At 67.7% G+C, this 10,462-nt stretch carries 12 protein-coding genes; 9 read left to right on the top strand and 3 right to left on the bottom strand.

Annotation, left to right across the window (positions count from 1 at the left end; translation table 11 throughout):
• Both AC0QTX_RS09150 and cobJ read left to right on the top strand, forming a co-directional pair.
• Positions 1 to 741, top strand: coding sequence for a precorrin-2 C(20)-methyltransferase (locus AC0QTX_RS09150; RefSeq protein ID WP_474603522.1), 741 nt, complete (start codon positions 1 to 3; stop codon positions 739 to 741).
• Positions 738 to 1,502 carry a precorrin-3B C(17)-methyltransferase gene (gene cobJ, locus AC0QTX_RS09145; protein WP_474603521.1) on the top strand — a complete coding sequence of 255 codons (765 nt, stop codon included), beginning with the start codon at positions 738 to 740 and terminating at the stop codon, positions 1,500 to 1,502. Before AC0QTX_RS09150 ends, cobJ begins: the two co-directional genes overlap by 4 nt.
• Here the strand turns inward: cobJ and AC0QTX_RS09140 are convergent.
• Positions 1,484 to 2,275 carry a cobalt-precorrin-6A reductase gene (locus AC0QTX_RS09140; RefSeq protein ID WP_474603520.1) on the bottom strand — a complete coding sequence of 264 codons (792 nt, stop codon included), beginning with the start codon at positions 2,273 to 2,275 and terminating at the stop codon, positions 1,484 to 1,486. The two genes, cobJ and AC0QTX_RS09140, sit on opposite strands and share 19 nt — an antisense overlap.
• Between AC0QTX_RS09140 and cbiE the strand changes: the two genes are divergently transcribed.
• Genes cbiE through cobM form a run of 3 tightly spaced genes read left to right on the top strand, consistent with a single transcriptional unit; the run spans position 2,274 to position 4,638 of the window.
• On the top strand, positions 2,274 to 3,485 hold the full coding sequence (gene cbiE / locus AC0QTX_RS09135) for a precorrin-6y C5,15-methyltransferase (decarboxylating) subunit CbiE (protein WP_474603519.1): 1,212 nt from the start codon (positions 2,274 to 2,276) through the stop codon (positions 3,483 to 3,485). The genes AC0QTX_RS09140 and cbiE overlap by 2 nt on opposite strands.
• Positions 3,482 to 3,868: a cobalamin biosynthesis protein gene (locus tag AC0QTX_RS09130; RefSeq protein ID WP_474603518.1), complete on the top strand. Its 387-nt coding sequence runs from the start codon at positions 3,482 to 3,484 to the stop codon at positions 3,866 to 3,868. Before cbiE ends, AC0QTX_RS09130 begins: the two co-directional genes overlap by 4 nt.
• Positions 3,865 to 4,638, top strand: a complete 774-nt coding sequence (gene cobM / locus AC0QTX_RS09125) for a precorrin-4 C(11)-methyltransferase (RefSeq protein WP_474603517.1) — start codon at positions 3,865 to 3,867, stop codon at positions 4,636 to 4,638. Before AC0QTX_RS09130 ends, cobM begins: the two co-directional genes overlap by 4 nt.
• Before the next feature lie 11 nt (positions 4,639 to 4,649).
• Here the strand turns inward: cobM and AC0QTX_RS09120 are convergent, their stop codons facing one another.
• Positions 4,650 to 5,753, bottom strand: a complete 1,104-nt coding sequence (locus AC0QTX_RS09120) for a cobalt-precorrin-5B (C(1))-methyltransferase (RefSeq protein WP_474603516.1) — start codon at positions 5,751 to 5,753, stop codon at positions 4,650 to 4,652.
• Between the two features lie 68 nt (positions 5,754 to 5,821).
• On the opposite strand from AC0QTX_RS09120, the gene cobA reads away from it, so the two are divergent.
• Both cobA and AC0QTX_RS09110 read left to right on the top strand, forming a co-directional pair.
• Positions 5,822 to 6,616, top strand: a complete 795-nt coding sequence (gene cobA, locus AC0QTX_RS09115) for a uroporphyrinogen-III C-methyltransferase (protein WP_474603515.1) — start codon at positions 5,822 to 5,824, stop codon at positions 6,614 to 6,616.
• On the top strand, positions 6,613 to 7,935 hold the full coding sequence (locus AC0QTX_RS09110) for a cobyrinate a,c-diamide synthase (RefSeq protein WP_474603514.1): 1,323 nt from the start codon (positions 6,613 to 6,615) through the stop codon (positions 7,933 to 7,935). The genes cobA and AC0QTX_RS09110 overlap by 4 nt, the downstream gene beginning before the upstream one ends.
• Before the next feature lie 12 nt (positions 7,936 to 7,947).
• On the opposite strand, the gene AC0QTX_RS09105 is transcribed toward AC0QTX_RS09110, so the two are convergent.
• A complete protein-coding gene (locus tag AC0QTX_RS09105) occupies positions 7,948 to 8,322 on the bottom strand; it encodes a response regulator (RefSeq protein WP_474603513.1) in 375 nt (124 codons plus the stop codon).
• 228 nt (positions 8,323 to 8,550) lie between these two features.
• On the opposite strand from AC0QTX_RS09105, the gene AC0QTX_RS09100 reads away from it, so the two are divergent.
• On the top strand, positions 8,551 to 10,074 hold the full coding sequence (locus tag AC0QTX_RS09100; RefSeq protein ID WP_474603512.1) for a sensor histidine kinase: 1,524 nt from the start codon (positions 8,551 to 8,553) through the stop codon (positions 10,072 to 10,074).
• 66 nt (positions 10,075 to 10,140) lie between these two features.
• Complete coding sequence (locus tag AC0QTX_RS09095; protein ID WP_474603511.1) at positions 10,141 to 10,308, top strand: hypothetical protein; 168 nt, start codon at positions 10,141 to 10,143, stop codon at positions 10,306 to 10,308.
• Positions 10,309 to 10,462: the final 154 nt, after the last annotated feature.

The raw sequence follows: 10,462 nt of genomic DNA, 5'->3' as shown, positions 1-10,462 counted from the left end.
ATGACCGACAATTCCATCCGCTTCTTCGGTTTGGGGCTAGGCCCCGGCAACCCGGACTACATGACCGTGCGCGCCCGCAAGGTGCTGGAGAGTGCCGACCGGCTCGTCCATTTCTGCAAGCGCGGACGGCGCGGCAACGCGCGCACCATCGCCGATGCTATCGTCGGCCAGGATCAGGAGCGGGAGATTGCCCTCGTCTATCCGGTGACGACAGAGATTCCCGCCGATCACCCGGACTATGCGGCGGCGCTAAACCCCTTCTATGAGGAATCTGCGGCGCGGCTCCTGGCAGAGACCGAAGCCGGACGCACCGTCGCGGTTCTTTGCGAGGGCGATCCCTTCTTCTACGGCTCCTTCATGCATCTCTGGTGGCGCCTCAAGGACAAAGTGCCTGCAGAAGTCGTGCCGGCCGTGTCCGGCATGTCGGGCGCCTGGACCCGTGCTGGGGCACCGATCACCTGGGGCGACGACGTGCTCACCGTGGTGCCCGGAACGTTGCCCGAGGCGGAACTGACGCGGCGCCTCTCCGGCACAGATGCCGCCGTGGTGATGAAGCTCGGTCGCAACCTGCCGAAGGTTCGCAAAGCGCTCGGCACCGCGGGCCTTCTGGAGCGTGCGATCTATGTGGAGCGGGCCACCATGGCGGAGGAGAAGATCGTCCCGCTGCTCGAACTGCCCGAGGATCTCGACGCCCCCTACTTCTCGCTCATCCTTGTGCCGGGGCAAGGGAGGCGCGTATGACAGGCCTGCTGACGGTCGTGGGCCTCGGCCCGGGCGATCCGCGCTATCTGACGCCCGCCGCCTCCGAGGCGCTCGCCTCGGCCACAGACCTCGTCGGCTACGGACCCTATGTGGACCGTGCGCCGGAGCGACCCGGCCAGCGCCGGCACCCGTCGGACAATCGGGTCGAACTCGACCGCGCGCGCTTCGCGCTCGATCTCGCGGCGAAGGGAGCGCACGTGGCCGTGGTGTCCGGCGGCGATCCCGGTGTGTTCGCCATGGCGGCGGCGGTTTTCGAGGCTGTCGACAGCGGCGATCCCGCCTGGCGCAGCCTCGACATCCGCGTGGAGCCCGGCATCACGGCGATGCTCGCCGCCGCGGCCCGCATCGGCGCGCCTCTGGGCGGCGATTTCTGCGCCATGTCGCTGTCGGACAACCTGAAGCCCTGGGAGGTCGTCGAGGCGCGGTTGCGCGCGGCGCTTGCGGCGGATTTCGTCGTCGCGCTCTATAACCCGATCTCGTCGGCCCGCCCTTGGCAGCTCGGCGCCGCGTTCAAGATCGTGGCCGAGACCCGCGGTCGCGACACGCCGATCATCCTGGCCCGCGCCGTCATGCGGCCGGACGAGCGGATCGGGATCCTGCCGCTCTCGGAAACGGAAGCCTCCATGGCCGACATGTCCACCGTGGTGATCATCGGCGCGACGACCACGCGGCTGATCGAGCGGCCTGACGGCAAGACGCCTTACGTCTACACGCCGCGCTTCTACGGGGAGCGCCCATGACGGCGCTCGAGCCATTCGAAGGCCGCCTCGGCGGTTGCCGCCTCCTCGACACCGCGAGGCTTTTGCGGCCGTGCCACGACGATGACCGGCAGCCCGAGAGCCCGCGCCACCGCGATCTTCGCATAGGTCGCAGTCCCGCCGGAATTCTTCGTGACCACCACCTCGACGCGCTCGCGCTCCATCAGCGCCCGTTCCGACGCCTCGTCGAAGGGCGCGCGGTCCCGGATGGCGATGACGTTCGGCAACGGCAGCGCTTCGCCGATGGGCTCGATGGTGCGCACAAGATAGCTGTGCTGCGGCGCGGCCGCGAAGGGCGGCAGTTCGAGACGCCCCACGGTGAGGAAGACGCGGCGGGGCACGTGGCCCAATGCACCGACGGCCTCTTCCATGGATCCAACATCGATCCAGCGATCGCCCTCCTGCGGCGTCCACGGTGGGCGGCGCAGGGCGAGCAGCGGAACGTGCACTTGCGCGCAGGCCTCCGCCGCGTTGCGCGACATCACGGCAGCGAAGGGATGGGTAACATCGATCACCGCCTCGATCCGCTCCTGCACCAGGAACCGGGCAAGCCCCTCCACCCCGCCGAAGCCGCCGATGCGGGTGGGGATCGGCAGGGGGCGCGGGTCGCTGGTGCGCCCGGCCATGGACAGAAGAGGGCTGAAATCGCCTCGGCCGGCCAGAAGCGCCGCGAGCGCGGAAGCCTCCGTCGTGCCGCCCAGAATGAGAATGCGCATGCGCCCCTTTTCCCTGAAAACCGATGAGGAGTCGAGCATGACCAAGGCTCCCTGGCTGACCATCATCGGCATCGGCGAGGACGGACGTGCGGGGCTCTCTCCTGCAGCGCTGGCTGCCCTCGACGGAGCGGAGTTCGTGATCGGCGGCGCGCGCCACCTTGAGCTTGCAGCGCCCTTGTCTGCGCAGGCGCAGACTTGGCCCTCCCCCTTTGCCGAGAGCTATCCGATGATCCTCGCCCGCCGGGGCGAGCCGACCTGCGTCCTGGCGACGGGCGATCCGTTCCATTACGGCGTCGGGGCCGAACTCGCGCGGCTGGTCCCGACCGACGAGATCGTCTGCTACCCGCGTCCCTCGGCTTTCAGCCTCGCCGCCGCACGCCTGGGATGGTCGCTGCCCGATTGCGAGTGCGTCAGCCTGCACGGCCGGACGCTGGAGCGGATCATTCCCGTTCTGCAACCGGGCGCGCGCATTCTCGCCCTGTCGTGGGACGGCTCGACGCCGGGCAAGCTCGCGGAGCTTCTGAGGGCGCGGGGCATGGGCGCTTCCATGGTCATCGTGCTGGAAGCCATGGGAGGCCCGTGCGAGCGCATCCGCCATGCGCCTGCCGATGGGTTCGATATCGCCGAGATTGATCCACTCAACACCATCGCGTTCGAGATCATGGCATCCAGGGATGCCCGCGTCGTTCCCCTCGCGTCCGGTCTTCCCGATTCCTGGTTCGAGAATGACGGCCAGCTCACCAAGGCGGAGATCCGCGCGCTGACCCTGGCAGCCCTCGCGCCGAAGGCCGGCGAGCTTTTGTGGGATATCGGCCTGGGCGCGGGCTCGGTCGGCATCGAATGGTGCCTGCGCCATCCGCGCAACCGCTGCATCGGAGTCGAGGAGTGCCCGGAGCGCGCCGAGCGGGCGCGGCGCAATGCGCAGGAGCTCGGCGCGACGGCGCTGGACATCCGCGTCGGGCAGGCGCCTGAGGCCCTGGCCGACCTGCCGGCGCCGGATGCCGTCTTCATCGGCGGCGGGGCATCGGAGGCCGGCGTGTTTGAAACGGCCTGGGCGGCGCTCAAACCCGGCGGCCGCCTCGTGCTCAACGCCGTGACGCTCGAGACCGAGACGCTGCTTGGCACTCTTTTCGCCAGATATGGCGGCGCCATGCGGCGCTTGGCGCTGTCGCGCCTCGAAGCCGTCGGCGGCATGCATGGCTGGCGGGCGGCGATGCCCGTCACGCAATGGGTGGTGGTGAAGACATGATCGTGGCCGGCGTAGGATTCAGGCGCGGCGTCGAAGCCGATGAGATCGTGGCGCTCGTGGAGCAGGCGCTGGAGCGCGCATCGCTTGCGCGTGCCGCACTGAGCAGGCTCGCAACCATCGAGGCGCTCGCCACCCTGCCGGCTTTCGCCGAGGCCGCCCGCCGTCTCGATGCTGTAGCGACACCTGTGGCACAAGCCGCACTCTCGGCAGCCGCCCCGTATGTGCGCACGCACTCGGCCCGCTCCATCGCGGCGCATGGGGTCGGATCGGTCGCCGAAGCCGCGGCGCTTTCGGCCGCAGGGCCGCACCCGAGACTCATCCTGGAGCGCATATCCTCGGCCTCCGCCACCTGCGCCCTCGCGTGTCGGGAGATAGGCCCATGACGGTCCATTTCATCGGAGCAGGTCCCGGCGCACCTGATCTCATCACCGTGCGCGGCCGCGCACTCATCGAGCGCTGCCCCGTCTGTCTCTATGCCGGCTCCATCGTGCCGCCGGAGATCCTGTCCTGGTGCCCGCCGGGGGCTCGGCTCGTCGACACCGCGCCTCTCGACCTCGACGCCATCACGGCCGAATACCTGCGGGCGCATGAGCGCGGCGAGGACGTGGCGCGGCTCCATTCCGGCGATCTGTCGATCTGGAGCGCCATGGGCGAGCAGCTGCGGCGGCTCGATGCCTTAAGCATCCCCTACACGATCACGCCAGGGGTTCCTGCCTTCGCGGCGGCAGCTGCCGCACTTGGGAGAGAATTGACCGTGCCGGAGGTGGGGCAGTCGGTGGTGCTCACCCGCACAACGGGCAGGGCCTCCGCCATGCCGGAGACGGAACGGCTTACGGCCTTCGCGCAGACGGGGGCGACGCTCGCCATCCATCTGTCCATCCATGTGATCGAGCAGGTGGTCGAAGACCTGCTACCGTCTTACGGCGCCGATTGCCCCGCAGCCGTAGTCTGGCGTGCTTCCTGGCCGGACGAGCGGGTAATCAGGGGAACGCTGTCCACGATTGCCGCCATGGTGCGCACGGAGAAGCTGGAACGCACGGCCCTGATCCTGGTGGGGCGTACGCTTGAGGCGAAGGATTTCCGCGACAGCGCCCTCTACTCCACCGATTACGAGCGGCGCTTCCGCCCAAGCGCCCGCGAGGACGGCCGATGATGACAGCAGCGTCAGGCCACCGGATGGAACGGCAGGCGGCCCGCAAGCTCGCCGTTGCGGTCGAATACGATGATTTCGAGCGCGATGTCGGTACCACGCAGAGCCTTGGCGGCTGTCTGCCACGCATGCAGCGCTACGACGTCGGCGAGCGGAAGGCCGAGGCTTCTAGCCCTCTCCAGCACCTCGAGCGCCGTGTTGGCGCCCTGCGCCTGCTCGGCGACGGCGGGCTCGGCGCCGGCTTCGAGCAAGCGTTCGGACAGCCAAGCGAGATCGACCGCCCCGGAGCGCGAATGCAGGTCAAGCAGGCCCTGACCAAGCTTGGTCATCTTGGCGAAGCCGCCCGCGATGGTGACCTTGGGCACCGGATTGCGGCGCAGGTATTTCAGCATGCCGCCGGCGAAATCGCCCATGTCGATGAGCGCATGATCAGGCAGGTTGTAGAGGGCCTGCACGGCCTTCTCGGATGTGGAGCCCGTGGCCCCCGCCACATGGTCGAGACCGCCTGCACGGGCAACGTCGATGCCGCGATAGATGCTGTGGATCCAGGCCGCGCAGGAATATGGCACCACCACGCCGGTGGTGCCGAGGATCGACAGCCCGCCCAGGATGCCGAGGCGCGGGTTGAGGGTCTTTTGGGCGATGGCCTCGCCGCCCGGAATCGCAATCTCGACCTCGATGTCCAAAGGTCCACCGAGGCTGCGCGCCGCCTCCTCCAGGTTGTCGCGGATCATCTGGCGCGGCGCCGGATTGATGGCGGGCTCTCCGGGCGGCAGGGGCAGGCCTGCGCGGGTGACGGTGCCGACGCCCTCGCCGGCCCGGAAGGTCACGCCCGAACCCGGTGCACCGGCCCGGACGGTCGCGATCACCAGGGCGCCATGGGTCACGTCCGGGTCGTCACCCGCATCCTTGACGACTCCGACCCGCGTTCCGCCTTCGATGATCTCCGTGAGGGCAAGGGAGAATGCAGGCCGCGCCCCGCCCGGCAGCACGATCTCGACGGGATCGGGACAATCGCCCGTCTGCCATCCCAGATACGCCGCCTTGGCGGCCGCCGTGGCGCAGGCGCCCGTGGTCCAGCCACGGCGCAATGGTCCGGCGGGTTTACTCTCGTCCATAAGCCCTCTTACAACGTCCCCATGAATTCCAACAGCCACATCGCCACCGGCTCGGTGCGGAGGCCTGCATGACCGCCCTCTCCCGCCTCACGCCGCCGTTTGCGCCGGGCACGGTCTGGCTCGTCGGCGCTGGTCCGGGCGATCCCGGCCTGCTCACGATCCATGCCCTGAACGCCCTCGCGAAGGCGGATGTCATCGTCTACGACGCCCTCGTCGATCCTGCCGTCCTGTCCTTCGCCCGCGAGGGCGCCGTTCTGGAATTCGCCGGCAAGCGCGGCGGCAAGCCGTCGGCGGTTCAGCGGGACATCTGCGAGCGGCTGATCCAGCTCGCCCGCGAGGGGAAGCGGGTGCTGCGGCTCAAGGGCGGCGATCCCTTCATCTTCGGACGCGGCGGCGAGGAAGCGCTGGCGCTCTCGGAGGCGGGCATTCCCTTCCGCATCATCCCGGGCGTATCGAGCGGCCTCGCTTCGCTTGCGATCCATGGCGTTCCGGCGACCATGCGCAGAACGAACCATGCGGTGATCCTTGCCACCGGGCATCCCGCCCCGGATGCCGAGATCGAATGGGCATCGCTGGCCCGCACCGGTGCTCCCATCGTGCTCTACATGGCGGTGTCGAACCTCCCTTCCATCGTGCAGGGCCTCATGGAAGGCGGGCTTGGCGGTGATACTCCGGCGCTCGTGGTCCATGGCGCAACGACCGCCAAGGAGAGCATCGTGGAGGGAACCCTCGCAACCCTGCCTAAGCTGGCCGAGGACGGGCTCATCCGCTCGCCCGCCATCGTGGCCGTCGGGGCCATCGCGGCCTTCCGCTCGGCCATCGCCAATCACCTCCTCGAGTTCGGCAGCGAGGCGGCCCAGTGAGCCTGTGCCCCGGCCTGCTCATCGCCGCACCTCGCTCGGGCTCGGGCAAAACTACGATCGCGCTCGGGCTCCAGCGGGCTCTCGCCCGAAGAGGGCTGCAGGTGCGCGGCGTGAAATGCGGGCCCGATTACATCGACCCGGCCTTCCATGCGGCGGCCACCGGCGCCCCGAGCTTCAATCTCGACAGCTTCGCCATGGGAGCGCCCCTGCTCGGGGCAATTGCCAGACAGGCCGCCGGCAGCGCCGACCTCGTGATTGCCGAAGGCTCCATGGGCCTCTTCGACGGCATCCGTCAGGAGATCGGCCGCACCGGCGCAAGCGCCGACATCGCGGCCCTGTTCGGCTGGCCCGTGATCCTTGTGCTGGACGTATCGGGACACGCGCAATCGGCGGCAGCGGTCGCGCTCGGCTGCGCCCGCTTCGACCCGCGGATACAGATCGCCGGCGTGGTCTTGAACAAGGTGGCCAGCGAACGGCACCGCAGGCTGGTGGAGGACGGGATGGCCCGCATCGGCCTCTCCGTTCTCGGCGCCCTCATGCGCAACGCGGATCTGGCTCTGCCCGAGCGCCATCTCGGCCTCGTCCAGGCAGGGGAGACCGAGGAACTCGATTCGCGACTTGAGCGCCTGGCGGATGCCGTGGAAGGCTCAGTCGATCTCGACCGCCTCACCGCCCTGGCTGGTCCGACTCGTCTCGCGCGCACCGACGACGTGATCCCCCTGCCACCGCCGGGCCAGCGGATCGCGCTGGCGTCAGATCAGGCCTTCTCCTTCGTCTACCCGCACGTGCTTGCCGGTTGGCGCAAGGCGGGGGCCGAGATCGTCTCCTTCTCGCCCCTCGCCGACGAGCCTCCCTCGTCTGACTGCGACGTCTGCTGGCTGCCCGGAGGATACCCGGAGCTTCACGCCGGGCGTATCTCGGATGCCCGGCACTTTCTCGAAGGGCTACAGAGTTTCGCGGCTCGGCGGCCGGTTCATGGGGAATGCGGCGGCTACATGGTTCTGGGCCAAGCTCTGGAGGACGGCGACGGCCATGCCCATGCCATGGCAGGCCTCCTGCCGGTCGAGACGAGCTATGCCAAGCGCCGGATGCATCTCGGCTACAGGATCGCGCATCTGCTCCATGCCGGAGCAATGGGACCGGCGGGCCAATGCCTCGTCGGCCATGAGTTTCACTATGCCTCGGTGACGCAGGCCAACATGTCCGGAGACGCTGCATTCGCCAGGATTGCGGATGCGGAAGGCCAGGACCTCGGCGTCGCCGGTCATCGCCAGGGTCTGGTGACGGGCAGCTTCTTCCACACCATCGCTACTCGCTGACGGCTTGACCCCTCACACGCTCACGCCGCGACAGGCGCGCTGGATTTCACCGACAAGGCGGCCAGGCTGCACGGGCTTCTGAAGCACGACGATATCGGGATGGCGCTCGCCCACACCCGAGGGCAATCCGGCGCTTCCGGTATAGACCACCACACCCACCTTCCGCGCCCGCAAGGATTCCAGCACGGGCGTGACATCCCCGTCGCCGAGATTGACGTCGAGCACCGCGCCGTGGATGTCCTGATCGGTCTTGACCGCCTGCCTCGCCTCACGCAGGGATCCGACAGGGCCGATCACCTCTCCCTCCGCCCGTTCGATCAGGTCGCTGATGTCGGTTGCGATGGCAGGATCGTCTTCGACCACGAGAACACGCAAGCCATTCAACATCCCGGCCTCCTCGGTTGCAGGACAAGGGCTTCAGATCGAGTCAATTCCCCACCTCGGCGGCTGTTCCGGCCATCGGACGAGGGGCAGCCATGACTTGGACGTGAGCGGCCATGGGAACAGAGCGCCGCAATCACACGTTTCGAACGGTTAGTGTTTTCACATCTTGCCAATTGAGTTCGGCTCGTGAGCAGCAGTCCATCGCATTCAAGAGGAGCCGATCTCCTCCCCATGTCGCACCGATCCGAGGAATTGGCATACCGGCTCCGGCAACAGGAGCTCCTGGCAGGTTTCGGTCTCTTCGCGCTGCAGGCCATGGATCTCGATGCGCTTCTGCAGGAGGCTTGCAGAATCGGCGCCAATGGCCTCGGAGGGGAGCTGTCGAAAGTGCTCGAGTACCGCCCCGATGAGGACAAGCTCTTCCTGCGGGCCGGCATCGGCTGGCGGCCGGGCGTGATCGGGCATGCTCGTGTGTCTGCCGACCTGGGATCCGCGGCAGGTTATGTTTACCGTACCGGCGAGGCTGTGCTTTCGAGTCATCTCGGAGCAGCCGCAGCCGAGGGAGAAGACCGGTTTCGCGCCTCCCATGTCATGGTCGAGCATGGTGTTCGCCGGGCCATCAACGTGCCGGTCCGCGGGCGGAACTGGTCCTTCGGTGTTCTCGAAGTCGACAGCCCGCAGGAAAACAAATTCACCCAGACCGACATCGCGTTTCTGGAGGGCGTCGCCAACATCCTGGGCGTCGCCATGGAGCGCATCAGGATCGAGGGAGCGGTGCAGGAGAGCGAAGAGAGCTTCCGCACCCTGGCCAATTCCATCCCGCAGCTCGCCTGGATGGCTGACGCTTCGGGCTCGATCTACTGGTACAACCAGCGCGTCTTCGACTATGCGGGCGTCAGCCTTGAGGAGATCAAGGGCTGGGGCTGGCGCTCCCTCCACCATCCCGATCACATTGAGCGGGTGGTCGAGCGCTTCCGCCGCTCCTTCGAGACGGGCGAGCCGTGGGAGGACACCTTTCCCCTGCGGGCACAGGATGGTTCCTACCGCTGGTTCCTCTCCCGCGCCCTGCCGATCCGCGACAGTGACGGCAGGATTCTGCGCTGGTTCGGCACCAACACCGACGTGACCGAGCAGCGCGAGGCGGAGGAGCGGAACCAGCTGATGACCCAGGAGGTCAGCCATCGGGTCAAGAATTCCCTGGCGCTGGTGGCGAGCCTGCTTGGCCTCCAATCCCGCTCGACGACCAACCCCGAGGCTCGGCGGGCTCTGGAGGATGCCTACGCGCGGGTTCAGACGATCGCGCAGATCCACGACCGGCTCTGGCGGCAATACGATGCCCAGAGCGTCGACCTCTGCGGCTTCTTGAACGATCTCTGTCACAAGCTTCAGGAAACAGCCATGGAGCATCGGCTCGAGTTTCAGGGCCATTCCGTCATGATCTCGACCGACCGGGCGATCTCCCTTGGCCTGCTGCTCAACGAGATTGTCACCAACGCCTTCAAGTATGCCTATCCGGAGGGTGGCGGCGGGCCCGTCGAGGTCCGGCTCTCGGCAGGCGGCGAACAGCTCCGATTGGAAGTGGCCGATCGGGGTGTCGGCCTCCCGGCAGAGTTCGACTTCTCCAAGCACCGCCAGAGTCTCGGATCACGCCTTATCGTGAACACCGCCCGGCAGCTGCAGGCTCAGGTGAAGGCAAGCGCGAACTCTCCCTCCGGCGCGCGGTTCGTGGTGACCATGCCGATCCAGCCGGGCTGAGCCGAGCCCGAATGTTGAACCACAGGATGGGGTGGGAGTTGAACAGGACCCAACAAGGAGACCACCATGAGGCTGAAACTGATCCTGTCCCTGGCTGCCCTGCTCGCCCTGTCCGCCTGCGGCGACGACGGCCCCGACGAGACGGGCAGCACAGACAATAACAACCAGCCGGCCAACACGATGCCTGCCAACCCCAATGCTCCAAGCCGTCCGGCCGGACCGCCTGCGCAGTAGGCCGGTCGCCTCTCCGCGGAATAAGAAGCGAATCCGAGGCGCGACAGCGAGTGTGCCTCGGGGTTATCTCATGTTAATGCGCCTGCCATCCATGCGCGATTTCCTTACACCCGTCATGTCCGGAATGGGGACGGCATCATGCCGCGGCAGGGTT

The sequence above is a fragment of the Microvirga sp. jy35 genome (assembly GCF_056148915.1).
Note: the sequence above shows the minus strand (reverse complement) of the source record. Positions and strands in the feature narration are given on the sequence as shown.

What these genes read in the sequence shown, in the direction of transcription:
- cobA (WP_474603515.1), top strand. Translation starts at nt 5,822, where the DNA reads ATGACCGCCCTCTCCCGCCTCACGCCGCCGTTTGCGCCGGGCACGGTC.
- AC0QTX_RS09140 (WP_474603520.1), bottom strand. Translation starts at nt 2,275, where the DNA reads ATGCTCGACTCCTCATCGGTTTTCAGGGAAAAGGGGCGCATGCGCATT.
- AC0QTX_RS09100 (WP_474603512.1), top strand. Translation starts at nt 8,551, where the DNA reads ATGTCGCACCGATCCGAGGAATTGGCATACCGGCTCCGGCAACAGGAG.
- AC0QTX_RS09150 (WP_474603522.1), top strand. Translation starts at nt 1, where the DNA reads ATGACCGACAATTCCATCCGCTTCTTCGGTTTGGGGCTAGGCCCCGGC.
- AC0QTX_RS09095 (WP_474603511.1), top strand. Translation starts at nt 10,141, where the DNA reads ATGAGGCTGAAACTGATCCTGTCCCTGGCTGCCCTGCTCGCCCTGTCC.
- cobJ (WP_474603521.1), top strand. Translation starts at nt 738, where the DNA reads ATGACAGGCCTGCTGACGGTCGTGGGCCTCGGCCCGGGCGATCCGCGC.
- AC0QTX_RS09130 (WP_474603518.1), top strand. Translation starts at nt 3,482, where the DNA reads ATGATCGTGGCCGGCGTAGGATTCAGGCGCGGCGTCGAAGCCGATGAG.
- AC0QTX_RS09105 (WP_474603513.1), bottom strand. Translation starts at nt 8,322, where the DNA reads ATGTTGAATGGCTTGCGTGTTCTCGTGGTCGAAGACGATCCTGCCATC.
- cbiE (WP_474603519.1), top strand. Translation starts at nt 2,274, where the DNA reads ATGACCAAGGCTCCCTGGCTGACCATCATCGGCATCGGCGAGGACGGA.
- AC0QTX_RS09120 (WP_474603516.1), bottom strand. Translation starts at nt 5,753, where the DNA reads ATGGACGAGAGTAAACCCGCCGGACCATTGCGCCGTGGCTGGACCACG.
- cobM (WP_474603517.1), top strand. Translation starts at nt 3,865, where the DNA reads ATGACGGTCCATTTCATCGGAGCAGGTCCCGGCGCACCTGATCTCATC.